The following is a 26,117-nucleotide window of genomic DNA, read 5'->3' as shown; positions in this document are numbered from 1 at the left end:
ACCCTAGATTACATCATAAAAGTGGACATTTAGTTTATAGAAGTCAGAAAGATTTCAAAGTGAGTCTCGGGTTGCAACAATTCGTGCAATGGGCAGGAACATCGGAGGAATTTGGAAGACTACCACAGACCCTGGAAGACTATGGACGCGTTATTACAGGTAGAGCCGGAATAGATGACGTGGGCGGCCAGGAAGTAAACGCACTCGGTAATCAGATTGGAAGTTATGAACTTAAGATGAAGTCAAGGATTAATGATCTGGACGTGGAATTCTTTTACAACCATATTTTTGAAGACGGATCTGGTTTAAAACTGGGTAATTTTCCTGATGGGCGTTATGGAATCTACGTGGAAGACAATAGAGATACTTTCTGGGGTAAGGATTGGATAAAGGCCTTTATGTATGAATTCCACTTTACAAAAAATCAAAGCAGGAGTAGGAAGAGTTCATTAGAAGATGGTGCAGATAACTATTTTAATAATAACCTATACAGATCTGGTTGGACGTATCAAAATCTCATCATTGGTAATCCATTTATCTTAACTACAGATGAGCGTTTTAGAATTGGAGTCAATATAATAACGGCTCATCACGTGGGTATTACCGGTAAGGCCTTCAAATTACCCTATAGAGCTTTGCTTTCTTATAGAAAAAACTATGGTGTCAAAGATTCGTTCTTTCCTGTTACAAAAGAAGTAATCTCTTCTTACCTGGAAGTTGAGTTATTGAAGGGCGATTACAACCTGTCTGCATTTATCGCTTCCGACATAAAAAACGTAGATCAATCTAATTTTGGTACGGGTCTCAAATTCTCCAGATCTTTATTCTAGGTCAAGCTTAATTTTTTTTGTATTTTCCTAGACCCAAACCTACTATAGTATCTTGAATTACGTTTCTATAAATTCTATTACAGAAACAGTGATTACCTTAAGTTATGCTAAGGGTGTCATTGCATTCGATAAATCTGCAGCACAATTTTTCGAGGAAAACTTTTCTTCGGAAATTAGTCTGCGATGCACTTTATTCGCTCTTTTTCCTTCCGAACTTGCCGCACAGATCAATGAAAAAATGACCTTTTGCAAAAAAGGTCGCTTTCAAACGCATACGTACCAGAAGAACCTGGATGCACCAGTTTTCAGTTTCTATATTGCTCCAATTATTTCTGAAAATCATAAGATCGAAAGCATATCCTTATCCATCGAAAAAACTCAATTAACATCAGGTAATGAAGAGAACCTGTTACTGAAGGAATTAAATTACAAAACTCAATTCTATTCAAATCTGTTTTATCACAATCCAGATGCTGTTTTTCTATTCGATCAGGAAGGGAATTTTATTAACGTAAACACACAATCTGCTAGAATTGCCGAGACCACTGAAGAAGAATTATTGCAAATGCATTTCTTACCCTTCATCCCCGAAAAGGAGAAGGAACAGGTTTTAAAGTATTTTGGAAGGGCTTTAAAGGGTGAATCGATAGATTACCACTGTAGTTTTGTAACTGCAAAAGGCACCCTCAAATATTTGGAGGTTAAAAACTTTCCAATCGTATACCAGCAGGAAATTATCGGAGTATATGGAATTGCTAAAGATATTACAGAAAAGCTTGAAATTGACCGTAAACGACGCGCAGATAAGCAAATGCTGCGTGCTATCATCGATAATATTCCAGATTATATTTTTGTAAAGGATCGGAATAATCGTTCTATCCTTACCAATAAAAAATTTGCGAATAATATATTGGGTCTGGATGATTTGAAAACCAACTCAAATATTACTCCGCTTGACTATTTTGAGGAAACCAAAGCTAAAAAGGTTATTGCCGATAATGATTTAGTGATGAATTCCGGTAAAGCAGTTTATAATCGCCAGGATATTGTTGAAAAGGGTGATGGAAGTCAGGAAATGGTGCTATTGACAAAAGTTCCGTTGAAAGATGCTGAAGATAATGTCATTGGTTTAGTAGGGATCGCAAGAAACAACACAGATGCTTTTCTTCAGAATAAAAGAAAGGATTTGATTCTGAAAACCTTGAAGGCTTTTGGGGATAAAAGAACATTCCAGGATGCAACGATTAAGACCCTTGAGATATTTAGTCATGAATTAGGCTTTGACTATGCAGAAGCTTATAAGCTAAGTGCAAACAATATAGAATTGATTCGAACAGCTTACTGGCCTGAAAATCTGGATCTCAAGGAAGGAGATTCTGAGAGCGTTCGTTATAAAAAGGACGATGGTCTTCCAGGGAAAGTATGGTCCTCTATGAATATCGAAATTATTCATAAAGAAGATAATACAGGTCTGCTCAAAAATATGATGCTGAATGAAACTGAATCAATACAAACTGCCGTTGGAATACCTATAATATTACAAGGACGCCTGATCAGTATTCTTTGTTTTGGTTCAAAAGTGCACCGTAAAAAAATAGAACAATCTATATATTCAGATGTTAGCATTCAGGTAGCCTCAGCTATGGAAAGAAAACTGAGTCAGAATCAATTATCAGATTTCTTCCAGTATTCCCCTAATCTTATAGCGGTGATCGGGCTGGATGGATTTATCAAAATGGCGAATCCGGCTTTTGTGAAGACTTTCAACTATAGCAAGACTGAAATTTTATCACAACCATTCTCAACTTTTATACATCCTCATGATCTGGATAAAACTTTTGAAGCTATCAAACAAATTTCTGTAGGAGGCGAGGATTTTGAAATTCGTTGCAGGCAAAAAAATGGAGATTATATCTGGATATCCTGGCGTTTTTCAAGGTTCTTTGAAAATGAAAATATCGTTTATATCTACGGAACCAATGTTACGGCAATTAAAAATCATGCAGCCTTACTTAGAAATAGTGAGAAGCGATTTAAAGCACTGGTTCAGGAAGGTTCAGATCATATTGCGATTCTCGATCACGATCTAAAGTTTATATATAATAGCCCGGGTACAGAGCAGCTCTATGGTTTTTCTATAGATCAATTATCTCATACTTATTTTGAACATAGGGTGTGCAGTGATGATTGGTCTAAAATTGATGGTATCCTAAAAGAACTCAAAGAAGGACAGAGAATTCAACTACCTAGTTACAGGGTAAAGGATCAAAGTGATACTATTCACTGGATTGAAACTATTGCCACAAACCTTTCCGATGATGATGCGGTAGGTGGTATTGTGCTTAATTCGAGAGACATAACAGAATTTATAGTTCAGGAACGCCAGCTTATCGAAAGTCTTAAGCGTTATGATATAGTGGCAAAAGCTACCAGTGATATAATTACCGATTATCATATTGCTTCTGGAATTATGAAAGCCAGTGACACCTTGGAATCGGTTTTCGGTTGGACTTCTGAAAATGGAAGCTTTACTTCGGAGTGGTGGAATGATAAGATTCATCCTGAAGATTTCGAGGAAGTAAGAAAATCTGCACAAGACCTTCTCAAAAATAGTATTCAGAATCTTACGATTGAATATAGGTTTCGATGCGCTGATGGATCTTATAAATACATGCTGGATCGAAGTCACTTAATGCTCGACTCTCAACAGAAGCCTATCAGAATCATAGGCTCACTGCAGGATATCACTGAGCGAAAAAGTCATCTTATCGCCATTCAAAATCATAATAAGCGATTAAAGGAGATAGCCTGGATGCAATCCCATGTAGTTCGCGCACCCTTAGCAAAGATAATGGGCTTGGTAGATTTGATGATAAACTATCGAGAAGATTTAGATAACATCGATGAAATACTAGAAAATATATTAATTTCAGCGAATGAATTGGATGGGATCATCCGAGAAATTGCTGTGAAGACAGAAAATGAATTGTAGCAATCCCCAAAATTACCCTATATGTTACGTACAATAATTATTGATGATGATGACATTGTCACTTTTTTACAGAAAAAAATTGTTTCTAAAAGTGGTCTGGATACTGATCCTTTGGTGTTCAAGGATGCACATAAAGCTCTTGAATTTCTGGAACATGAAGCTAGTCAGGAAGAGGAATACTTGATCATGCTGGATATCAACATGCCTGGTATGTCTGGCTGGGAATTTTTAGACCATGTCAAAAAATTACCTTCAGATGAACGCTTGCATGTAGTGATGGCAACCTCATCTATAGATCGAAAGGACAAACGTGAAGCGGCAAATGATCCACATGTCGTAGATTTTATTGAGAAGCCTCTGTCAGCAAGACATTGTGAAAAGTTAAAGGGAATTTCTAAGCTTGCACCCTATTTCCAATTGAGCTAAAGGGAATTTTTTTAACAAGAGGATTTGCAGTTTTAATTTTTTCTTCAGCCCAGTTCTTTTCCTCTTCATCAGGTGCATCAGTGTCTTCATTGATCGCTCCCGCAATAGGTTCGTGATTCAGCTTAATATACATGGGGAAGTGGTCTGAGCCTATACTTTTCTCCCTGGCAATATCGATAAGTGTAAAATCTCTGGTGTGGAAAACATGATCTAGAGGCCAGCGTAATAAGGCGTAACCTGTATGAAAGGTATTGAAGAAGCCTCTACCAATCCTTGGGTCCATGAGTCCGCTCAACTTTTGAAAAAGTCTTGTAGTTCTTGACCAGGCTACATCATTCAGATCACCGAATACTAAAGTTGTATGTTTTTCACTGTCGATATCCCGACCCAACATCAAAAGTTCAGCATCTCGGTTAGTACTGGTATCACTTTCCGTAGGACTTGGAGGCATTGGGTGTAAACAGTGTATATTTACTTTCTTGCCACTTCTTAGAATTACCATTCCATGAATAGATGGAATATCGTGTTGCACCAGATATCTTACTTTTATATCCTCAAGTTCCAGTTTTGAATACAGGTGCATACCATAAAGATTATCCATAGGAATCTTGACTGTGTACTTATAATCTTTTTCGATAACCGACATTTCATCTTCCCAGCGCTGGTCAGATTCCAGGGTTAAGAGAATGTCCGGATCACGCTTTTTGACCAGTTCTATAAGTTTATCACTGCGTTTATTAGGTGTAAGTACGTTACTAACTAAAATGGAAATCGAGGCATCTGGATCACTGCCTTTGAATTTCATAACCTGTTTACCCGAAAGATATGTGTAAGGATAAATTTTGAGGAATTGATACAGCAAACTGATAAAGAGTACAGCAATTGCTATAAGATGCCAGTCTTTCTCGAAATCATAAACAACTATTGAAGCTATGATCACACAAATAATTAAAAAGCTGATCTGTATTCGTGGAAAATCAAATCCTCGAATCCACCATTGATCAAATCTGGTCGCTGATGCTATCGTGGGAATACACATAACTACTGAAAAAAAGATCACGATAATCTCTCCTATACTCATATTGGTCGTTTATAGTTGGTTATTAAGTGCAGGTTAATTTCTATTGAATAATCATCCTATACCTTGTATGTAGCGTATAATCGACTACAGGCCTCTAAGATAGTATTTGCATCGCAATTGTAAAAGATAGCCTTTACACTGGGAGTAACTGAATGCTTTATTCTAATTATAATTAAATTACTAAACCCTTGTCATTACGAGTCTCCAATGAATAATTTAATTAAATTCACTTAGAAACACCACAACATAAGCCCGGGAATTTATGACAAAAATAACATCCTGTGTTGAGAAGGTAGAACATCTTAGTTAACATAACTTTAGTCTCTGTACATCATCTGGCGTTTTCAGATTCTTCTGAAAAGCATTAATTTTATTACTATGAAAAAGAAGGAGAAAGAAGTAAGAGGCTTTGTTTTCAATAAATTCGAAGAACCTGAAAAGTCTGTATTTGACAGGCTTTTTGACATCTTCAAAGAGATCATTACGCATACCTCTGGAGATCTGGACGAGGCTTTAGACTGGCTTAGACAACTGGATGAAGAGTATCAACTTACTACCGATGATTATTCGATCGATGATTTCGTTGAAGAGCTGAAGCAGAAAGGTTACATAAAGGAAGAGATCGAACCAGATGGTGCCGGTGGAATGAGCATTACTGCGAAAACCGAACGTGCTATACGACAGCAAGCGCTGGAGCAGATCTTCGGAAGATTGAAAAAAGGTGGCGCAGGAAATCACAGAACTAGTAAAACAGGAAGAGGAGATGAACATACCGGAGACTTCCGGCAATATCAATTTGGAGATTCTTTAAGTAGGATTTCTATGACCGAAAGTCTTCGAAATGCCCAGATAAACAATGGAATTGGTGAATTTAGTATGTCTGAAGAAGACCTGGTAGTAGAAGAAACTCATTTTAAATCACAAATGAGTACCGTACTTATGATCGATATAAGTCACAGCATGATCCTTTACGGCGAAGATCGTATCACTCCAGCAAAGAAGGTAGCGATGGCACTTTCAGAATTAATAACTACACGTTATCCAAAAGATACTCTGGATATCCTTGTCTTCGGAAATGATGCCTGGCCAATTTCTATTGCTGAACTACCATATTTAAAGGTTGGTCCCTACCACACCAACACAGTGGCCGGACTTGAATTAGCTATGGATCTCTTGCGCCGAAAGAGAAATACCAACAAACAGATCTTTATGATCACTGATGGTAAGCCCAGTTGCATCAGGGAAAAGGATGGAAGTTATTATAAAAACAGCGTTGGACTGGATCCTTATGTAATCGATAAATGTTATAATAAAGCAAGGCAGGCTAGAAAGCTAAGAATTCCCATTACCACCTTTATGATCGCCCAGGATCCATACCTTACCAGATTTGTAGAGGAATTTACCGCCGCCAATCAAGGGAAGGCATTCTATACTGGATTAAAAGGATTGGGTGAAATGATCTTTGAAGATTACGAATCGAACAGAAAAAAAAGAATTAGAGGATAAAGCTATGAATACGAAAGACATCAAGACGCTTGGAGCATTAAAATCTTCAGGCTACCAGACTAAAAGTATTAAAGATGAACTTAGAGATAACTTAAAAGTTAGAATTAAAGAAGGCAAAAAAGCTTTTGAAGGCATACACGGCTATGATTATACGGTAATCCCGGAACTTGAACGGGCCATTTTATCGAAACATAATATTAATTTACTAGGATTACGCGGACAGGCAAAAACAAGACTTGCCAGGCTTATGGTGAATTTACTGGACGAATGGATTCCGGTAGTTGAAGGTTCAGAGATCAACGATGATCCTTTAAAACCAATTAGCCGTTATGCTCAGGAAAAGATCGATAAAGAAGGTGATGAAACTCCTATAGACTGGATGCATCGAGAGGATCGATTCTTCGAGAAGCTGGCGACTCCAGATGTTACAGTAGCTGATCTTATTGGTGACGTAGATCCAATCAAAGCTGCGAATTTGAGACTTAGTTATGCTGATGACCGCGTGATTCACTACGGAATGATTCCCCGGGCGAATAGAAGTATTTTTGTCATTAATGAGCTACCAGATCTACAGGCAAGAATACAGGTTGCCCTCTTCAATATCCTTCAGGAAGGTGATATCCAGATTAGAGGTTTCAAATTACGCTTACCATTGGATATGCAATTTGTGTTTACTGCCAATCCTGAAGATTATACGAATAGAGGAAGTATTGTAACTCCGCTAAAGGATAGGATAGGATCTCAAATTTTAACACATTATCCACAGAATATTGATATCGCCAAAACCATTACAGCACAGGAAGCCAAAAAAGATGGTAGACAGGAAGATACGATCAAAGTACCCGAGCTCGCGAAAGACCTTTTAGAACAAATTAGTTTTGAAGCCAGGGATAGTGAATATATAGATCATAAAAGTGGTGTAAGTGCGAGGATGAGTATTACTGCTTTCGAAAATTTATTAAGTACTGCCGAGAGACGCATCTTAAAAATCGGAAGTGAAGAAACTACTTTGCGATTTGGTGATTTTCTCGGAGTGATTCCTGCGATCACTGGAAAAGTGGAACTCGTTTATGAAGGAGAGCAGGAAGGCGCAGCTTTTGTAGCCATGGAACTTATTGGTGCAGCGGTAAAAACATTGTTCCCGGAGTACTTTCCAAAGATCGAAAAACTTCAGAAGCCAGACGCAACTACTCCTTATGATGATCTGGTAGAATGGTTTTTTGAAAGTTCAGGTTTTGAATTGCCAGATGATCTAAGTGATTCAGAATATAAAGAACAACTAGATTCTATTGAACCTCTAAATGAACTTATCCAGAAGTATCAACCAAATATTGAAAGTTCAGATAAATATTTCATGAAAGAGTTCTTATTATGGGCACTGGTAGAACATAAAAAGTTGAGTAAACAGCGTTTTTCTAAAGGTCTTAAGTTTAAGGATCTCTACGGAAGTTACATAAGCGGATTATAATCTGTATTTTTAAATAATTAATAATCAGCCTGATAATTTGAATTATCAGGCTTTTTTTTGTGCTATTTTAAGAATTCCATAAATCTTTCATTCATTATGGTTTAAAATTTTGTCATGTAATATTATTAAATACCTTTAAAATAAATAAGAACAGAATCGTGAATTTTTCAACTTCATTTATTAACATGATCCAGGAAGAAATCTACTCTTCTACAGTGACTATGTTTATCACGATTACAGGTATTACCCCTTGTGGGGTTCTAGCTATATAATACTCGTCCATACCTAATTTTATTTTAATCATTTAAATAATTTCAGCCATGCAAATCCTGAAATTTGGGGGGTCATCTGTATCCTCTCCAGAGAGAATCAAGTCTTTATCCAAGTTAATTCAACAGTTTAGTAAGAATGAAAAAGTCGTTGTTGTTTTTTCAGCATTTGGAGGTGTAACCAATGATCTTTTAAGTGTAGCTACACTTGCCCGGGACCGTGATGACTCTTATAAAGAACTTCTAACGACTATAGAAAAAAGACATTTGGAGGCGGTTCGGGAATTATTACCTGTCGACCAGCAGAGTGCTGTCTTAAGCAAAGTGAAATCTTTCATAAATCATTTGGAAACGCTTTGTGAGGGTGTTTTTTTGTTAAGTGAACTCTCAGATAAAACGACTCATGTGATCTCCGGTTTCGGAGAAATGCTTAGTACCGAGATCATTTCGGCTTATCTTAAGTTGAGCGAAAAGAATACTTTATTGGTAGATGCCAGAGAACTTATTGTGTGCCATAACTTTAAGGAAAAAGTGCAGGTAAGCTACGAGCCATCGAATACAAAGATTCGCCAATATTTTAATAACCATGATGCTCAGATTTATGTAGTTCCTGGTTTTATTTCGAAAAATTCGGAAGGAGTTCCCAGTACTTTGGGTAGAGGAGGATCAGATTTTACTGCGGCGATCCTTGGTGCAGCTCTAAATCTTAAAAAGGTTTATATCTATACTGATGTGAACGGAATGTATACTGCTAATCCAAATTTAGTTTCACAGGCTTATCCACTTGAACATATTTCCTATGAAGAGGCCATGGAACTTTCTCATTTTGGAGCGAAAGTGCTTTACCCTCCAACTTTACATCCGCTTATAAATCAAAATATTGAAATCCATATAAAATCTACGTTTGACCCGGAAAGTCATGGTACAGTAATTTCCCGATCCAGCAAAAAGAACTTTAGATGGGTAACCGGTATCACCCATATCGATGCTATAAGTCTGCTGAACGTGGAGGGTAGTGGCATGGTTGGTATCCCGGGGTTTTCTAAAAGGCTTTTTGAAGCGCTCTATTTATCTGGGATCAATGTTGTGCTTATCACTCAGGCTTCTTCGGAACATAGTATTTGTATCGCGGTGAGGGATGATGAAGCTCTGGAAGCAAGAAATGTGTTGAATGATTCATTTGAAGCTGAAGTTTCTTCCGGTAAGATCAAAGCCGTAAAAATTGAAGATGATGTCGCGATCATTGCTCTAGTAGGTGATCGTATGAAAAGTCATCATGGTCTTAGTGGTAAAATGTTCAGTGCTTTAGGGTATAATAATATCAACATCAGGGCAATTGCCCAGGGTGCTTCAGAAAGAAATATTTCAGCTGTCATCGCGAAAAAGGATGTAACCAAAGCTCTAAATCTATTGCATGAAGAATTTTTTGAGGTGCCTTCCAAAGAATTGAATCTATTCATCACCGGAGTAGGAAATGTGGGTGGTAAACTTTTACAGCAACTTCAGAAGCAGGAAGCATATTTACTTCAGAAGTTAAGACTGAAAGTGCGGGTGCTGGGAATCTCAAATTCCCGAAAGATGCTTTTTTCTGAAAATGGTATCGACCTGAACTCCTGGCAGGAAGATCTAGCTAATGCTGATGAGTGCTCACCAGAAGCTTTTTTCGAAACCATTAAAAAATTGAATTTACGCAACAGTATTTTTGTGGATAATACAGCAAGTGAAGTGATTGCGGGATGGTACAAGCACTATTTGAGAAACTCTATCTCGGTAGTAACCTGTAATAAGATTGCCTGCGCAGATTCTTTTGAAAACTATCAGGAATTGCAGGATCTTGCCAGGGAATATGGAGCTTCCTTTCTTTATGAAACTAATGTTGGGGCAGGATTGCCAATTATAGATACGCTACAAAATCTTATGGCTTCTGGAGATCAAATCTTGAAAATTCAGGCGGTACTCTCCGGGAGTTTGAATTTTGTCTTTAATAATTATAAAGCTGAAGAGCCCTTTCATAGTATTGTACGTAAGGCAATGGAAGAAGGGTTTACCGAGCCGGATCCAAGAATTGATCTTAGCGGAGTAGATGTAGCGCGTAAAATTTTAATTCTTGCAAGAGAATCGGGACTTCAGCTTGAACTGGAGGATATTGAAAAAGATAGTTTCTTATCTGAAGCTAGCTTGAACGCAGCAAATAATGCAGAATTTTTTGAGATCATTGAGAAAGATGAAGCAAGCTTTCAGAAAATGTATCATGAAGCAGAAGCTGAAGATGCTGAACTTAAATATGTAGCTCAATTAGAGAACGGAAAAGCTAAAGTAGGGTTGCAAAAGGTTCATGCGCAACATCCTTTTGCCAATTTGAGTGGGAGTGATAACATTGTACTCTTCTTTACTGAGCGTTATCCTGAGCAACCATTAATTGTAAAAGGAGCAGGTGCGGGGGCAGATGTAACTGCCTCAGGAATTTTTGCAGATGTGATAAGAATCGGTAAACGATAGTTATGGAAGAAATTAAAATATTTGCTCCGGCTACGGTCGCTAATTTATCCTGTGGTTTTGATGTACTTGGATGTTGTTTGCAGAACGTAGGTGACGAGATGCTGTTAAAAAAGAATGATCTAAACCAACTTCGTATCACTAAAATTACCGGCGCAGATCTTCCAATGGAAATTCATAAGAACGTTGCCGGGGTTGCTGTTCTCGCTCTTCTGGATAGACTCGGTTCGAAGCAGGGTTTTGATATCGAAATCGATAAAAAGATTAGATCTGGAAGCGGGATTGGGAGTAGCGCAGCAAGTTCTGCCGGAGCGGTTTATGCAGTTAACAAACTTCTGGATGATCCATTTACTAACAATGAGTTGATCGAGTTTGCGATGCAGGGTGAATTACTTGCTAGTGGAAATGCTCATGCAGATAATGTTGCTCCAGCTTTACTGGGTGGTTTTAGTCTTGTTAGAAGTTACGATCCACTGGAAATTCTTGGCCTACCGGCACCATCCGAAATAAGAATGGTCGTTCTTCATCCAATGATCGAAATTAAAACGCGCGATTCCCGGTCGATCATAAAACAGAATGTTACGCTGGCATCAGCCATTGCACAATGGGGAAATCTGGGAGCTTTTGTAAGTGCGCTTTATACCAATGATTATAAGCTTATGGGTAGAAGTCTTCACGACGCCATTGTAGAACCTGTTAGATCCATTTTGATCCCGTACTTTGACGAATTAAAAAAACTTGCTTTAGACAACGGAGCCCTCGGCTTTGGGATTTCAGGTTCAGGACCTTCAGTTTTCGCTATGTGTCAAGGTGATAGTGCTGCAGAAGAGGTAAAGGCAGGTTATCTCAATTTTCTTCAGGATAAGGAAGTGGGATTTGAACTACATGTTTCAGAAATTAATAAAACAGGAATCAGAATATTATGAAGTACTATAGTCTTAACAATAAAGAACATCATAGCAATTTTGAGAATGCGGTGGTTCGCGGACTTGCACCCGACAAAGGGCTTTATTTCCCAGAGTATATTCCACAGTTATCTACCGAATTCATAAGCAACCTGAAGAAAATGGATCCCGCAGAAATTGGAAAGCATGTAATTTCGCCATTCGTTGGCAATGAAATTCCTGAGGCTGAGCTCCAAAAAATATTGGAAGAAACGCTTTCGTTCGATTTTCCGGTTAAACCGATCGAGCCAGATGTTTCGGTGCTGGAATTATTCCATGGTCCAACCCTGGCCTTCAAGGATGTAGGAGCACGCTTTATGGCGGGTAGTCTTGGCTATTTTATTCAGAAGGGAAATTTAGGAAAAGTCACCGTACTGGTTGCAACTTCAGGTGATACCGGTGGCGCTGTGGCTAATGGTTTTCTGGGTGTTGATGGGATTGATGTGATCATTCTTTATCCAGAAGGGAAGGTGAGTGATATTCAGGAGAAACAGTTAACCACTCTGGGACAAAACATCCAGGCGATCGAAGTTGATGGAACATTCGATGATTGTCAGGGAATGGTAAAAAAAGCATTTCTGGATAATGAAATCACAGATCGCCGGCAACTTACCTCTGCGAACTCGATCAATCTGGCTCGATGGTTGCCTCAAATGTTCTACTACTTCCTTGCTTACAGACAGTTAGAAACAAACAATAAGATAGCCTTTTCCGTACCAAGTGGGAATTTCGGGAATATCTGCGCAGGACTACTGGCAAAAAAGATAGGGTTACCTATAGATACATTTGTCGCGGCTAATAATGCTAATGATACCATAACCAGGTTTATGGAATCTCAGAATTACCAGGCAAAACAGAGTGTTCAAACCATTTCGAATGCTATGGATGTTGGTGATCCCAGCAACTTTGTTCGTATCCTGGAATTATTCGGGAATCACTTTAAAGATCTCAAACAACATTTGATGGCTATGAGTTATACCGACTCCGAGACTAATAAAGCAATTAGATCGGTTTATGAAGAACATAATTATTTAATGGATCCTCATGGCGCGGTTGGTTATTTGGGGCTTAAAGACTTTCTGAAAATAAATCCGGAATATAGTGGAGTGTTTTTAGAAACAGCGCATCCTGTGAAATTCCTGGAAACTGTAGAAAAAGCTTCTGGAGCAAAAGTAGTTATGCCGGATTCTATAGCAGGAATTCTGAATAAAAAGAAGAAATCCTTTCAGCTAAGCACGTATGCAGAGCTGAAAGAATTTCTACTTGAAGTTGATTAATATTTAGCCGACTGATCCTTTGCAGGCAGTGTATTATTAATAAAACCGCGTAGATCATCATTCGCTTTTTGAAGGTCTTCGCTTCTTAGGTACATCATATGTCCGCTTCGGTAACCTTTAAAACTAAGACGATCCTTCATTCTACCACTTTGATCCAGTTGCCACATGCTGTATTTGGCATTGAAATAGGTGGTCGCACCATCAAAGTAACCAGATTGAATTAAAACATCCAGATTAGGGTTTTGCGCCATTGCCTGTCTTAGCATCTCTCCGGAATTATTTCCACTACGATCCCAAGGGTGAACAGGGCCGAACATAAAGTACTTCAAATCAGTATTGAACTGAAGATCATTTCGTAAATAATGATTGATCGCCGGAGTGAATGAATGTAACCACGAAGTCAACTCTGAATTGTAATCTGGAGAATCTCCTGAGTTCTTGGCGTCCAGACCTTTGTAACGAGAATCCAGTCGGCCAACGGTGTAACCTTCTTTGTCTCTTAAAAGTTCTTTCGAGAAATATTGAAAAGGTACTTCCATATTATTCTGAAGAATGACTTCCTTTTTTATACCGGAGTATTCAGCCATTTTCTCTGCGACTTCTTTCTTTTTTTCAGTGTCTGCAAAACCACCTTTCATAAGAACCGGCAAAAGCTCGTTGATCGCATAAGATTCTACTTCGGGTAATAGCTCTTCAAGATCTTTTTGTTGTAATTCTGAAGGTAGCATTTTATGATACCACGCGGCCGCGGCAAAGTAAGGAAGCCTGTTTGCCACTTCAACCGGACCTTCACGATCTATTCCAATTTCAGTAGGTGATACCAGGATCACGCCGTTTAAGTACATCCACTGACTATTTTGCAATTCGAGAGCCAGTCCAGATACGCGAGTGGTACCATAACTTTCACCAATGAGATATTTTGGTGATAACCATCTATTCTTCCTGGTTACAAAAGTACTTAGCCACTCAGCAAGGTAGGTGATATCTGCCTGTACGCCAAAAAATCGTTCTTTATCAACCTTACCTTCAGCATCTGGAATAGGTCTGGAAAAACCTGTATTTACGGGATTCACATAAACGATATCTGCAACGTCAAGAATGGAGTGCGGATTTTCTTTAATGCCGTATGGTTGTACCGTAAAACCCTCATCATCGATCTTCAAAACCCTTGGACCAGTATAGGCAATATGCATCCAAACGGAAGCAGATCCTGGTCCACCATTGAAAGAAATGACCAATGGGCGGTCTTCAGTATTATTTACATTTTTACGCTTATAATAGGTGTAAAAGAGGCTTGCAACAGGAGTTCCGCTTTCATTCCAGAGAGGCATCATACCAGTTTCCGCAGTATAGTCAATAGATTTCCCATTTATTTTTACTGAATGACTGGAAGTCACCATAGTGTCCTGTGGAATCTCGACTTTTTGTGCAATGGCGATGGAAGAAAAGAATGATAATGCGAGAAACAGTAATTGTATTTTTTTCATATTTGATTTAAGTATTTCTGCTGAAGAGCATATTAATTTACTTGAAAGAAAGTTGATCATTAAGATGGTTGATATTGGTTGGATGCCCAAACAGGTATAACAAATCACCTTGTTCTATAATGGTTTTTGGTGAAATCTCGGTTAAATACCTGCGGTCCCTTTGAATCGCAAGCAAGGTGACCTGAAAATTCTTTCCAATACCAGAATCTTCGATGGATTTTCCTACGATCTGGCGGTTATCCCGATTCACTTTTAGAGTAACTATTTCCCTGTTCGGAATGTTCAGGTGTTGCAGGGCAGGAGAGTGTGGTCTCTTCTTCATGGATGTCAGCATCTCATAATCTGAAGATCTAATCTGGTTGATGAATTCCTGAATTTCATCAAAAGGCACAAGATATTTTTTAAGAACTCTGGTGAAAATCTCAATGGAAGTTTCAAATTCTTCCGGGATCACTTCGTCTGCTCCCAATCTCAGGACTTCTTCCATTTCTTTGACATATTTGGTACGAACAATAATGGTAGCGGTTTTGGTTAATTGCCTTATCGAAGTAAGCATTTTCCTGGTCGCACCAGCATCTGATATTGCAATTACTACAACCCGGGCTTCCTGCACATGTGCATGCTTGAGAATCGTTGTATTGATGGCATCCCCGAAAATTACGGGTTCTTTGAGTTCTTTTGCTTTATCAAAGGCTTCCGGATTGGCATCAATGATCACGTATGGAATTTCAGCCTTTTGAGCCGCTTTAGATATGTTGGATCCATTGATCCCGTATCCAATAAGTACAAGATGATCCTTCAGATTCTCTTCGGAAAATTCTTCGTCGGCTTTGGTACTTCTCTTAATGTTTTCAAGTCTTTTTCTAACCGCTGGAGGAATTGGTGCCTTCAGAAGTGCATAAGTGATCCTTGGAGCAGATTCTATGAGAAAAGGCGTGATGCCCATCGTAATGATAGAAATGGCCAGGAAATACTGGTAAATATTTTCGGGAATGATACCGCTTTCCTTTCCTACTCCGGAAAGCAACAGGGAGAATTCACCAACCTGGAATAGACTGAAGATTGCAAGGAACATGGTTCTGGCTGGAAATTTCAGCACGAGTACCGTGACCCCTATAACGAGCATTTTCAATAATACCACTGCAAGTACAAGACCAATAATAATCAGGATATTTTCAGCAAAGAAATCCAGATTCAACAGCGTCCCTACAGAGATAAAGAAAAAGCTGATGAATATTTCTCTAAAGGGTAATACGTTTGCGGTAGCCTGGTGACTGTAATCTGATTCAGAAATGATGAGTCCTGCGAAAAATGCTCCTAAAGCAAGAGATAAACCTACTGTGGAAGTTAGCCAGGCTACGCCAAAACAAAATACAACGACCGTAAGAATAAATAATTCCTGGTTTTTTGTCTTCACGACCCACCCAAAGATCTTAGGTGCCACATACCGCGCAAGAATATATACGATCACCAAGACCAGTAGGATCTTTAAGACCATGATCCCTACTGTTGTAAGAATATTAGGCGTCTCTCCGGCCAGTAAGGGGGTGAAAAGCATCATGGGAACTACCACAATGTCCTGAAAAATAAGAATTCCCAGACCTATTTTTCCATGCGGTGTGGAGATTTCCCCTTTCTCCTGAAGTAATTTTAAGACGATTGCCGTACTACTTAAACTAAACAGGAAACCCAGGAAAATAGAAGTGTTCAAAGGTAATCCCAAGGCGGTTGATATTCCGGCAGTGGCAAGGATAGTACCTCCAACCTGTAAACCACCACCAAGAAATATGATCTTCTTGATGGATGCCAGACCTTTTAAGGATAGTTCGATCCCAATTACGAACAGCAGGAAAATAATTCCTATTTCTGAAAGCAATTCTACATCATGCTGCGAACTAATTAAGTTAAAAGCATGCGGGCCCGCTATGATTCCAGCAATAAGAAATCCGAGAATTGCCGGTAGTTTCAATTTCTGGAATACGAGAATAATCACGATCGATAATCCTAGTATAATTACAATATCCTGAAGGATTGGAATTTCCATATTTTGGCTGGTTAATTAGATTTTAAAGATAAAAATAATGCGAGAGCGACTCTAGCATTTAAACAAAAAAAGCGGCAGTAAATACTGCCGCTCTATATGAAATACCTGGATATGATTAACCCTTCAACCAGGCATTTCGCAATTCAATTTTATCGCCATCTGCATTCTGTACTTCGCTTAAAGTCATTTGTGTATCCATAGGTGTAGATACCTTAGCTTTCAATTGCATCTCTTCTTCATTTCGAACAATAGTCATGGTAAAGTCATCTCCTTCTTTCCATTCCTGGGATTTGCGTATGAGTTCATAAACATTCTGGACATTATATTCCTCTCCATTTACGCTTTTGATCACGTCCCCGCCTTCAACTCCAAGCTCCTTCAAAAATGTATTAAATTCTGTATCTCCACGGAAAACGATCTGCATAGTTTCCTGGTTTGCGGTAATGTATGGCTGCTGCCCTTTTAAAAAGAAACCAACTTCCGTCATTTGCTCCTGCTCTTCAATTCCGGCTTTTGCAAAAAACTCGTCATAAGGAATTGGTGTTTCACCAGTTACATACTGGTCAAAGAAATTCTGAATTTCAGGATATGTAAGCTCAACGATCGTAGGAATCAATTCATCATCATTAAATGGTTTGTCTTTCCCGTACTTCGCGTTCAATTTCTTCATAAGATCCAGAATTCCCATATTTCCACCGCTAAGTTCTCTTAGCTTGATGTCAAGGGCCATTCCTATGAGCGCTCCCTTAAGGTAAACATTGTAGTAGGAATCTTTATACTCGTCTGTAAGTATATTTTCACTCATTACCGTAAATGGAACGGTATCATCAAACCTTTTTGAAGTTGTAATCTTTTGATTCATACGCTTATAGAACTCCTTATTATCAATAAGTCCTTGGTTTACCTGGAAAAGGTTCGCGAAATATTCTGTTACACCTTCATAAAGCCATAAATGCTTGGACATCTTGGGATCATTGTAATCGAAATAATGGACTTCGTTAGAATGAATTCCAAGTGGAGTAATGATATGGAAAAACTCATGCGATACGATATCGGTCATGCTTTTGTCCAGAGAAGATGCATCCATAGACTCAGGCATTACAACGACCGTTGAGGTGTGATGTTCCAGAGCTCCATAGTTCGAAGCATCTCCTTCACCTTCGGAAAGGTAAACAAGGATGGCATATTTATCTGTAGAGTTAATATCACCTAGAAATTCTTTTTGTGCACGGATCATTTTCTCCATTCCAGGCTTTAATGTCTGCGCTGAATGTTTTTCATTTGGTGAATAAACACTGAGTAAAACCTGCATATTTTCTACCATGAAACTGGTAGTATCTGGCTTTGAATACATGATCGGGTTATCGATCACTTCAAAATACCGATCCAGGTGGTAAACATCTGTTTTAGAGTTTCCTGTTTCAGAATTTTTGGTAGAAGCGATAGTAAGAGAAGTTCCTGCTACAAGATCTTCAGGGCGTACGATCTCAAGCTGATATTTCTTTTCGGTCATTCCGTCGAAATAGCCTACAAAACCATGAAGATTAAGAAGGAAGTTCTTATCCTTTAAAATATTTGTTCCTGCCATGGAATATACACCACCTTCTTCCTCCCAGTCGAAAGAATCGTTTACCAGGTACATAACTTTATCGAGGTTTGCTGCCTTTACGATCTTATAACTATTATCATCAAGCTTTTCGAAACTCAACTCATTTCCTTTGTAATCAATAGCTTTGAAGGATTCTGTGAATTTTCCGTAGTTATCTTCAGAATAAGTTCCGGGAACAGTTTTCGGAATATTGAATATGGTAGATTCTGTTTTAAATTCTGCAGGGTCTACGGTAACCCACACTTTGTCATTTTCAACATTTACCAGATCAAGCTGTGCCAGAACTGGCTTTTCAATGGTTGCCTGGGGATTTTTCTGAGTCTTACAAGCAAACAACATTGAAGCTGCAGCCAGACCCATCACTAATTTTTTCATATGTGTTTTTGTTTTCTATTTATAAGACTGAACAGTCCCTTAAACGTTACAGTTATTGATTTAATTATGTTCGAGAACTGGAAGATTCAAGAATTTACGCATTCTCTTGGATGGGTAAACGCAAAACATTTTATAGTGGAATCCGGACATAAAAAAAGCCTGGTATTTACCAGGCTTTTCAAATTATATAGATTGAGATTATACTCTTACATGTCCTTCACCCAAAATATAGTATTTATTGGTCACCAATTGTTTAAGGCCTAATGGTCCTCTATGGTGAAGCTTGTCGGTTGAAATTGCAAGTTCAGCTCCAACGCCCATTTGCCCACCATCAGTGAAACGGGTGGAAGCGTTATGATATACCGCTGCCGAATCTACCTGCTCCATAAAAGTGATCGCTTCTTCTTTATCTGTAGTGATAATTGAAGCAGAGTGACCTCCGGAGTACTGGTTGATCTTCTCGATAGAATTATCGAGTCCGTCTACAGCTCCAATCACAATTTTCATTGCTAAAAATTCTTCATACCAGGTATCTTCAGATGGTACTTTAGTTTGATCGGTAAGAACTTCAGAGACTTTCTCATCTACCAGAATTTCAACTTTATTGTCGTTGAACAATTCTTCTAACTCCTTTAGTTTAGACTCATATGCTTCAATATTAGTATCTACGAGAACTTTATCCAAAGCATTACAACCAGAAATCTTATCGATCTTGGCATTCAGCATTACTTTCTTAGCGATTTCGAAATCGGCGTTTTTTGATACATACAGAAAGTTATTTCCTCTCCCGGAAACTAATACTGCTCCGGTTGCATGTTCTTTGACAAAAGCGATCAGTCTTTCGCCACCACGTGGTACGATAAGGTCTAATTGCTCTGGTGGGTTTTTAAGGAATTCCTGAGTTTCGGTTCTATCCAGGTGTAAAAGCTTGATCCACTCTTTACCCAATTCGTTTTCCTCAAGTGCTTCATGCCAGCATTCTTCAAGTATTTTGTTACTTTCAATTGCTTCCTTACCACCTTTTAGATAGATCTTATTGTTTGCTTTAAAGGCAAGAACAGCTGCTTCAATAGTTACATCTGGTCTGGATTCATAAATAATCATGATATTTCCAAACGGAGCAGTTTTGTTCGTAATATCCAGTCCGGTATCCAGTTTTCTATGCTCGATTACCTGGCCAACGGGATCATCCTGTTCCATCACTTCTTTTACAGACTGGATCATACCGTCAACTTTTTTCTCATCAACGATTAAGCGGTCATACATGGCCTGATCATCTTTCGTGAAAGCATCAAGATCTTTCTTATTTGCTGCTATGATTTCCTGACGTCTTTTATCCAGGATATTCATCATAGACTTTAATACGTTATTTTTAGTATCTGTTTTTATCAACTTCATTTCTTCGTTTCTTTTAGGTTTTTAATTGGTTATTACGAGGTAAACTTGGTACCTACTGGTTTTCCAGCCATAATGTCGAGAATCACATCTTCACGTTTACCATTAGCGATATAGGTATCGATGTTTTTTGCTGCAGTACCTTTGGCGATCTTGATCTTGGACTCCATTCCTCCACGACCTTCGCCTTCACCTTTCTCAGATTGCTGAACGTATTTTTCCACATTCTCATCAATCTGTACTTTATTCAATTTTTCTGAATCGTCATGTTCAGGATGACCAGTATAAAGACCATCTGTGTCACTAAGAATGATCAGTTTTTCAGCACCGATCAATTCAGCTACAAGACTAGCTAACTCATCATTATCAGAAAACATAGACATAGTTACTGATACAGCATCGTCTTCATTTGCAATTGGAATAATTCCTTCAGATAACAAAGATTCATAACAATTAATCATATTCTCACGGTGTATACCCGGGCTAAAATCTCTTTTTGTAGCTAGTACCTGTGCGCATCGCATTCCGTAGTCATGAAAGATGCTATAATAATGACGCATCATTCTAGGTTGCCCTACTGAAGAGTACACCTGTCTACGTTTGCTAGCATCCTCTATACTAATTTGTCCAAGAATCTCTTTCCCTGCAATTGCAGATCCTGAAGAAACTAGAACAACCATGATGTCTTCTTCGTATAATGTTGCGATCTGTCGCACCAAACTTTTCAATATTGGTCCCAAAATTCTGTTGTCTTTGTTGGTCATGACATTAGTTCCAACTTTTACGACAATTCTTCTTTTCTTATCCATTATAGATGTTTTGGTTATCTGGTTTTGTTAGTTGATTATTTTTCTTCTCCTAGTTCCACGGCTCTATCGAAAGCTGCGTATGCTGCATCCTTGATGAGTTCCTTTACATTGTTATCATCCATGGAATCTAATGCTGCTCTGGTAGTTCCGCCTTTGGAGGCTACCCGGTCCATCCAGGTATCAGGGCTAAGATCGTTCTGGTTGAAAAGTTCCACAGCACCTTCAAAAGTTTGACTTACTAATACTTTGGAATCATTTTTACTGAAGCCCATCTTTCGAGCAGCTTCCAGCATGGAATTCATAAAATAGAAAACGTATGCCGGACCACTTCCAGAAATACCAGTAGAGGCATCAATAAAATTCTCATTCTTAACATGAATAGATTCTCCAGTAGTATCTAGAAGATTGCGAACCATTAGAAGTTCTACTCTGGATACTTCTTTAGATTCTGTATAAGAAGTAACACCCTTGCCAACCTGTGCAGGTAAATTAGGCATGGATCTAACCACTTTCTTGATTCCTAAACCATTCTGAATTTTTTCTATGGTAACACCGGCCATTAAGGATACGAATATCTGATCCTTATTAACCATTGACTTCATCTCCTCAAAAAGCTCATCACAGTGAAAAGGCTTTACAGCTACAAAAACCATATCGGCCTGAGGCAGGCATTCTTCCAGTGATTCATAAACATCGAAATGATCCAAGTCTCTAAGTCTTGCGATCACATCTGCTGATTTATCGAATACCATAAGATTTCTTCTGTTAAGCATAGCAGATTGTGCCATACCTTCAGCATAAGTTAATCCCATGTTTCCTGCTCCAATTACTAATGTTTTCATTTTTGATTTTTTGATTCAAATATTATCGACTTATAGTCGCACGATTTCGAGCTATATGGTGCAATTACCATGCGATACGACACTTTTTATATGTCTCTGGCCCTAATACCCCCATAATTTACCCACATTCGGTTAGAATTAGCATTAATAAAAACTTAAAATCAGATTATTATATCCTGAGGTATAACCCAATTTTCGTTCATAAACTGATAAATTGATAGCGTGAAATTCAGATATTTGTAATTTTTCCATTGGTTTAATGACAGATTGAAAATAGATTATTATAAATGCAATCATAGAATGTTTAGTTATCTTAAAGTTATGTTAAACATTAAACAATGGAAGGTGTTGTTGCGCAAATTTGTCAATTAACTGTAATAATGGCAGAACTTGGACAGTGCATATAAAATAAGGCTCGAGAGAGCGGAGTTCATGAAAACCTCAGAATGATACGCACAAATACTGTCATAGGCACTATAAACACTACCGATTTGGCTCAACAATTGTTGGATTAGGGTTACTTTAAACCGAATAATTTTTTTATAATTACAAATTACTAAAAGCCTTAGTGGCTATTCTTTAATTATCTACTACTCAGATTAATGGAAAGTACAGGAGAACGCTCAATTGTTACGTCTGAATCAAAAACCGGAAACGATCAAACTCGTATTATAGCTGTGGGAGCAAGTGCTGGAGGGCTGGAGGCTCTGAAAGCCTTTTTCGAAAATATAGAAGCTAGCGATCTCAACGCCTATGTCGTAATTCAACATCTGTCTCCAGATTATAAGAGTATGATGGCTGAATTATTGAAAAAGAACAGCAGGTTACCAATAATCCAGATCGATCACGAAATGCAGGTTAGACCCGGGCATGTTCACCTGATCCCTCCGGTTAATAACCTTAAGCTTGAAGGTGATCGATTAATACTTACAGAAAAACCAAAGACACAGACTCTCAATTTACCTATTGATATATTTTTTGAATCTCTCGCATCTCAAAGAAAAGACAAAGCTATAGGCGTAATTCTGAGCGGTACCGGAAGTGATGGAACCCGGGGTGTGCGTGCACTTAAGGAGAATGATGGTATGGTCATGGTTCAGGAGCCAGATGAAGCGAAATTTGATGGCATGCCTATAAGTGCCATTAACACAGGCCTTGTAGACTATGTTCTTTCCGTAAACGATATGGGGCATGAGCTTAAAAGATTTATTTCAACCCCGCCGATATTTCATTCTGAAGATGGTGATGCGAATTTTGACGAAAATGAATTGAATGCCATCCTGAATTATGTTAACGAGAAGTCAGGTCTGGATTTTAGAGAATATAAATATGCTACACTAGCGAGAAGAATTGCAAGAAGAGTAAATATTTGCAACTGCAATAATCTTAATGGTTATTTTGATTATTTAAAGAAGAACGACGAAGAAGTCGAAATCCTTTATAGAGAATTTCTGATTGGTGTTACTAAATTTTTCAGGGATGAAGAGGTATGGAATATTCTAAGAGATGAGGTATTTCCAGAATTAATTAGAAACAAAAGCAATGGAGATATTCTAAAAATCTGGGGTGTTGGTTGTAGTACAGGTGAAGAAGCATATTCATTTGCTATATGCCTGCACGAAGAAATGCAGAGACAGCAAAAGAATATTGAAATTAAAATTTTTGCAACAGATATCTCTCAGGCTCACCTGGACATTGGAAGCAAAGGACTCTATCCTGAAAGTATTGTCGCAGATGTTCCAAAGGATCTTTTACTGAAGTATTTTCTTAGTAATTCTGAAGGCTATCAGGTTACCGACAAATTAAGGAGGTCTGTTATTTTCTCCAGACATAATATCATTAAAAATCCACCCTTCAGTAATATGGATATGGTGGTGTGCCGTAATCTTTTGATCTATTTTCAGAATAGTATTCAGAAAAAAGCAATGAATATGCTTCATTATGCTTTAAAACAAGATGGTATTCTTGTGCTGGGTACCAGTGAAAATCCTCATACGCTCAGGGATCAGTTTACTGAAATTAGCAGGAAATGGAAGGTTTTCAGAAATAAGAATGTCAGCAAGAGACTTAGAGACGGGATTAGCCATGCTTCTCAAATGAATAATGATTATTCCAGAATTCTTGAGAACAATGCAAAAAGAGAACGTAAAAACCGAAGGGCTCAGGTAAATCCTATACGCCAGAAATTGCAGCATGAATTAAATGAGGCAATTCTTGGTCAGTTTGGTGGCGCTGCGGTTTTTGTTGATACTGATTATAATATACTGCAGGCAGTTGGTGAATTTAGAAAATATGCCGCTCTACCTGTAAGCGGATTTTCTATAAACTTATTGGATATGCTGGATTCCAGCTTAAAATATGTCGTCCAGTCTACTTTTAATAAGGCTCTTGAAACTGGAGAAATTTCGGTTTACAAAGACGTAGTTATTGAAAAAGATGATGAGAAACTTGGAGTTGATATTATTATAAAACCGCTCAAAGAGTACTCTCTCGAAAACGAAGTGAATTATGTCATCACCTTTATAGAGAAGGATGTTGACTTCTCAAAGGTTCAGGAAGTCGAAAAGGTGAGTCCTTCCAGCCAGACGAAAGAATACGTTAATAATCTCGAGAATGAGTTAAAGCGTACCCGGGAAGACCTGCAAACTTCGCTGGAAGAGATAGAAACCAGTAATGAAGAACTTCAGGCGGCGAATGAGGAATTACTTGCATCTAATGAAGAGCTGCAAAGTACCAATGAAGAGCTGCAAAGTGTTAATGAGGAAATAAATACAGTTAATGCAGAGAATGTCCAGAAAATGGATGATCTCGCCGCATTAAATGCAGATATGAATAATTTATTGAAGAGCACCGATATTGGTGTGATCTTCCTGGATTCGCAATTCAATATTCGAAAATTTACTCCGGCAATTAAAAAGCACTTCAGTTTACTAAATAGTGATATTGGCAGACCAATCGATAATTTCACTAATAGTTTCGGGCTCACACGTAGACGGAGTTTTATAGATCGGTGTAAAAGGGTACTTCAAAGTGGTAAGGTACTGGAAAAGCATATAGTTTCCAGGGAAGGACGTAATTACCTACAACGTATATCTCCATATTTTAATTCAGAGAACGAACGGGATGGGGTGGTAATCACCTTTATTGATATAGAAACGATTCAGAAGTCCAAAGAGAAACTGGTGGCCAGCGAAAAACGTTTTAGATCTTTCTATGAAGATGATCCTGTCTTACATATGAGTGTGGATCCAAAGTCTTCAGAGATCGTACAATGTAACCGTAAGGCTGTTCAGAAATTAGGTTATACGGAAAAAGAGGAAGTGATTGGAAGGTCTATTCATGAGTTTTTCGATAAAGACACAAAAGTTTCATCCACAAAACTTAAATCGAATATTAAGAAATCTGGTGAAATCATCAATGTAGAGCAGAATATGATCACCAAGAATGGAACTATTTTGCCGGTGATCTTAAATGCAACTGCTGAAAAGGACGAAGCCGAAAACCTCAAAACCATTCGCTATACCTGCGTGGATATTTCAGCCTTGAAAAAAGCAGAAGCTAAACTCCAGGAGCAAAAAAGTGATCTAGAAAGAGCAAATAGAGATCTGGAGCAATTCGTTTCCATTTGTTCTCACGATCTACAGGAGCCCTTGGCAACTATAAAATTTGGTAGTGATGTACTAGGGAAAATGTATGCCAAACATTTGGATGAAAAAGGAGAGAACTATATCAAGTATATCAAGAATGCTTCAGATAGACTATCCGGACAGATAAAAGCGCTACTGGAACATTCCAGAATAGGAAAGAATGGAGCAAAAGAACTGGTCAACATAAAAGAGGTTGTTGAAATTGTGAAATATGATCTTGGTAAGAGTATTAGGGATACAGATGCAAAAATTAATGTTGGTTCTATGCCACAAATCATGGGGTATGAAGTAGAACTTAGATTATTATTCCAGAATCTTATTAGTAATGCTATTAAATACGTTCCAAAAGAGCGAAATCCAGAGATCAGAATTTCTTCTTATCGTGAAAACAATTATTGGGTATTTTCCATCATGGACAACGGTCTGGGAATATCGAAAGAAGATCAGAAAAACATTTTTACAATCTTCAACCGTGTGCCTGGAAATGAGGATATGGAAGGAACAGGAGTTGGACTGGCACACGTAGAAAAGATCGTATTGCTGCACGAGGGAACCATCTGGGTCGACTCTCAGGAAGGAGTAGGAAGTACCTTTTATTTTAAACTGAAGGCTTAAGTATT

General features: G+C 38.3%; 15 protein-coding genes and 1 pseudogene. 9 read left to right on the top strand and 7 right to left on the bottom strand.

From position 1 onward, the window contains the following. The 3 genes and pseudogenes from ACNKXS_RS07235 to ACNKXS_RS07225 form a co-directional block, all read left to right on the top strand. Positions 1 to 830 (top strand): annotated as a pseudogene (locus ACNKXS_RS07235) (capsule assembly Wzi family protein); the annotation flags it as partial. A gap of 88 nt (positions 831 to 918) precedes the next feature. Further along, complete coding sequence (locus tag ACNKXS_RS07230; protein ID WP_417920290.1) at positions 919 to 3,822, top strand: PAS domain S-box protein; 2,904 nt, start codon at positions 919 to 921, stop codon at positions 3,820 to 3,822. Between the two features lie 21 nt (positions 3,823 to 3,843). After that, a complete protein-coding gene (locus tag ACNKXS_RS07225; RefSeq protein ID WP_417920289.1) occupies positions 3,844 to 4,248 on the top strand; it encodes a response regulator in 405 nt (134 codons plus the stop codon). On the opposite strand, the gene ACNKXS_RS07220 is transcribed toward ACNKXS_RS07225, so the two are convergent. Beyond that, the gene (locus ACNKXS_RS07220) at positions 4,217 to 5,329 is read right to left on the bottom strand and encodes an endonuclease/exonuclease/phosphatase family protein (RefSeq protein WP_417920288.1); all 1,113 of its coding nucleotides are present in this window, start codon (positions 5,327 to 5,329) and stop codon (positions 4,217 to 4,219) included. The two genes, ACNKXS_RS07225 and ACNKXS_RS07220, sit on opposite strands and share 32 nt — an antisense overlap. Before the next feature lie 378 nt (positions 5,330 to 5,707). Between ACNKXS_RS07220 and ACNKXS_RS07215 the strand changes: the two genes are divergently transcribed. From ACNKXS_RS07215 to thrC, 5 genes are all read left to right on the top strand, one after another. Further along, a complete protein-coding gene (locus ACNKXS_RS07215; protein WP_417920287.1) occupies positions 5,708 to 6,835 on the top strand; it encodes a vWA domain-containing protein in 1,128 nt (375 codons plus the stop codon). A gap of 4 nt (positions 6,836 to 6,839) precedes the next feature. Further along, positions 6,840 to 8,303 carry a magnesium chelatase gene (locus tag ACNKXS_RS07210; protein WP_417920286.1) on the top strand — a complete coding sequence of 488 codons (1,464 nt, stop codon included), beginning with the start codon at positions 6,840 to 6,842 and terminating at the stop codon, positions 8,301 to 8,303. Between the two features lie 320 nt (positions 8,304 to 8,623). Beyond that, positions 8,624 to 11,071: a bifunctional aspartate kinase/homoserine dehydrogenase I gene (gene thrA / locus ACNKXS_RS07205; RefSeq protein ID WP_417920285.1), complete on the top strand. Its 2,448-nt coding sequence runs from the start codon at positions 8,624 to 8,626 to the stop codon at positions 11,069 to 11,071. A gap of 2 nt (positions 11,072 to 11,073) precedes the next feature. Beyond that, the gene (locus ACNKXS_RS07200; protein ID WP_417920284.1) at positions 11,074 to 11,994 is read left to right on the top strand and encodes a homoserine kinase; all 921 of its coding nucleotides are present in this window, start codon (positions 11,074 to 11,076) and stop codon (positions 11,992 to 11,994) included. Then, positions 11,991 to 13,289, top strand: coding sequence for a threonine synthase (gene thrC, locus ACNKXS_RS07195; RefSeq protein WP_417920283.1), 1,299 nt, complete (start codon positions 11,991 to 11,993; stop codon positions 13,287 to 13,289). Before ACNKXS_RS07200 ends, thrC begins: the two co-directional genes overlap by 4 nt. On the opposite strand, the gene ACNKXS_RS07190 is transcribed toward thrC, so the two are convergent. The 6 genes from ACNKXS_RS07190 to proC form a co-directional block, all read right to left on the bottom strand. Then, positions 13,286 to 14,776: a S10 family peptidase gene (locus ACNKXS_RS07190; RefSeq protein WP_417920282.1), complete on the bottom strand. Its 1,491-nt coding sequence runs from the start codon at positions 14,774 to 14,776 to the stop codon at positions 13,286 to 13,288. The two genes, thrC and ACNKXS_RS07190, sit on opposite strands and share 4 nt — an antisense overlap. A gap of 37 nt (positions 14,777 to 14,813) precedes the next feature. Continuing rightward, a complete protein-coding gene (locus ACNKXS_RS07185; protein WP_417920281.1) occupies positions 14,814 to 16,820 on the bottom strand; it encodes a monovalent cation:proton antiporter family protein in 2,007 nt (668 codons plus the stop codon). A 115-nt stretch (positions 16,821 to 16,935) separates the two neighbouring features. After that, positions 16,936 to 18,804, bottom strand: coding sequence for a M61 family metallopeptidase (locus ACNKXS_RS07180; protein WP_417920280.1), 1,869 nt, complete (start codon positions 18,802 to 18,804; stop codon positions 16,936 to 16,938). Positions 18,805 to 19,002: 198 nt separating this feature from the next. Beyond that, positions 19,003 to 20,202, bottom strand: coding sequence for a glutamate-5-semialdehyde dehydrogenase (locus ACNKXS_RS07175; RefSeq protein WP_417920279.1), 1,200 nt, complete (start codon positions 20,200 to 20,202; stop codon positions 19,003 to 19,005). Positions 20,203 to 20,234: 32 nt separating this feature from the next. Next, positions 20,235 to 21,008, bottom strand: a complete 774-nt coding sequence (gene proB / locus ACNKXS_RS07170; RefSeq protein WP_417920278.1) for a glutamate 5-kinase — start codon at positions 21,006 to 21,008, stop codon at positions 20,235 to 20,237. A gap of 35 nt (positions 21,009 to 21,043) precedes the next feature. Continuing rightward, complete coding sequence (gene proC / locus ACNKXS_RS07165) at positions 21,044 to 21,850, bottom strand: pyrroline-5-carboxylate reductase (protein ID WP_417920277.1); 807 nt, start codon at positions 21,848 to 21,850, stop codon at positions 21,044 to 21,046. 602 nt (positions 21,851 to 22,452) lie between these two features. Between proC and ACNKXS_RS07160 the strand changes: the two genes are divergently transcribed. Then, positions 22,453 to 26,112 carry a CheR family methyltransferase gene (locus ACNKXS_RS07160; RefSeq protein ID WP_417920276.1) on the top strand — a complete coding sequence of 1,220 codons (3,660 nt, stop codon included), beginning with the start codon at positions 22,453 to 22,455 and terminating at the stop codon, positions 26,110 to 26,112. The last annotated feature ends 5 nt before the right edge of the window (positions 26,113 to 26,117 follow it).

The organism is Christiangramia marina (assembly GCF_048285865.1).
Lineage (GTDB): Bacteria > Bacteroidota > Bacteroidia > Flavobacteriales > Flavobacteriaceae > Christiangramia > Christiangramia marina.
This window is presented reverse-complemented; position numbering and strand designations above follow the sequence as displayed.

Excerpts from the sequence above, each read along its gene's own strand:
- ACNKXS_RS07225 (WP_417920289.1), top strand. The coding sequence starts at position 3,844 with ATGTTACGTACAATAATTATTGATGATGATGACATTGTCACTTTTTTA.
- ACNKXS_RS07220 (WP_417920288.1), bottom strand. The coding sequence starts at position 5,329 with ATGAGTATAGGAGAGATTATCGTGATCTTTTTTTCAGTAGTTATGTGT.
- ACNKXS_RS07215 (WP_417920287.1), top strand. The coding sequence starts at position 5,708 with ATGAAAAAGAAGGAGAAAGAAGTAAGAGGCTTTGTTTTCAATAAATTC.
- ACNKXS_RS07210 (WP_417920286.1), top strand. The coding sequence starts at position 6,840 with ATGAATACGAAAGACATCAAGACGCTTGGAGCATTAAAATCTTCAGGC.
- thrA (WP_417920285.1), top strand. The coding sequence starts at position 8,624 with ATGCAAATCCTGAAATTTGGGGGGTCATCTGTATCCTCTCCAGAGAGA.
- ACNKXS_RS07200 (WP_417920284.1), top strand. The coding sequence starts at position 11,074 with ATGGAAGAAATTAAAATATTTGCTCCGGCTACGGTCGCTAATTTATCC.
- thrC (WP_417920283.1), top strand. The coding sequence starts at position 11,991 with ATGAAGTACTATAGTCTTAACAATAAAGAACATCATAGCAATTTTGAG.
- ACNKXS_RS07190 (WP_417920282.1), bottom strand. The coding sequence starts at position 14,776 with ATGAAAAAAATACAATTACTGTTTCTCGCATTATCATTCTTTTCTTCC.
- ACNKXS_RS07185 (WP_417920281.1), bottom strand. The coding sequence starts at position 16,820 with ATGGAAATTCCAATCCTTCAGGATATTGTAATTATACTAGGATTATCG.
- ACNKXS_RS07180 (WP_417920280.1), bottom strand. The coding sequence starts at position 18,804 with ATGAAAAAATTAGTGATGGGTCTGGCTGCAGCTTCAATGTTGTTTGCT.
- ACNKXS_RS07175 (WP_417920279.1), bottom strand. The coding sequence starts at position 20,202 with ATGAAGTTGATAAAAACAGATACTAAAAATAACGTATTAAAGTCTATG.
- proB (WP_417920278.1), bottom strand. The coding sequence starts at position 21,008 with ATGGATAAGAAAAGAAGAATTGTCGTAAAAGTTGGAACTAATGTCATG.
- proC (WP_417920277.1), bottom strand. The coding sequence starts at position 21,850 with ATGAAAACATTAGTAATTGGAGCAGGAAACATGGGATTAACTTATGCT.
- ACNKXS_RS07160 (WP_417920276.1), top strand. The coding sequence starts at position 22,453 with ATGGAAAGTACAGGAGAACGCTCAATTGTTACGTCTGAATCAAAAACC.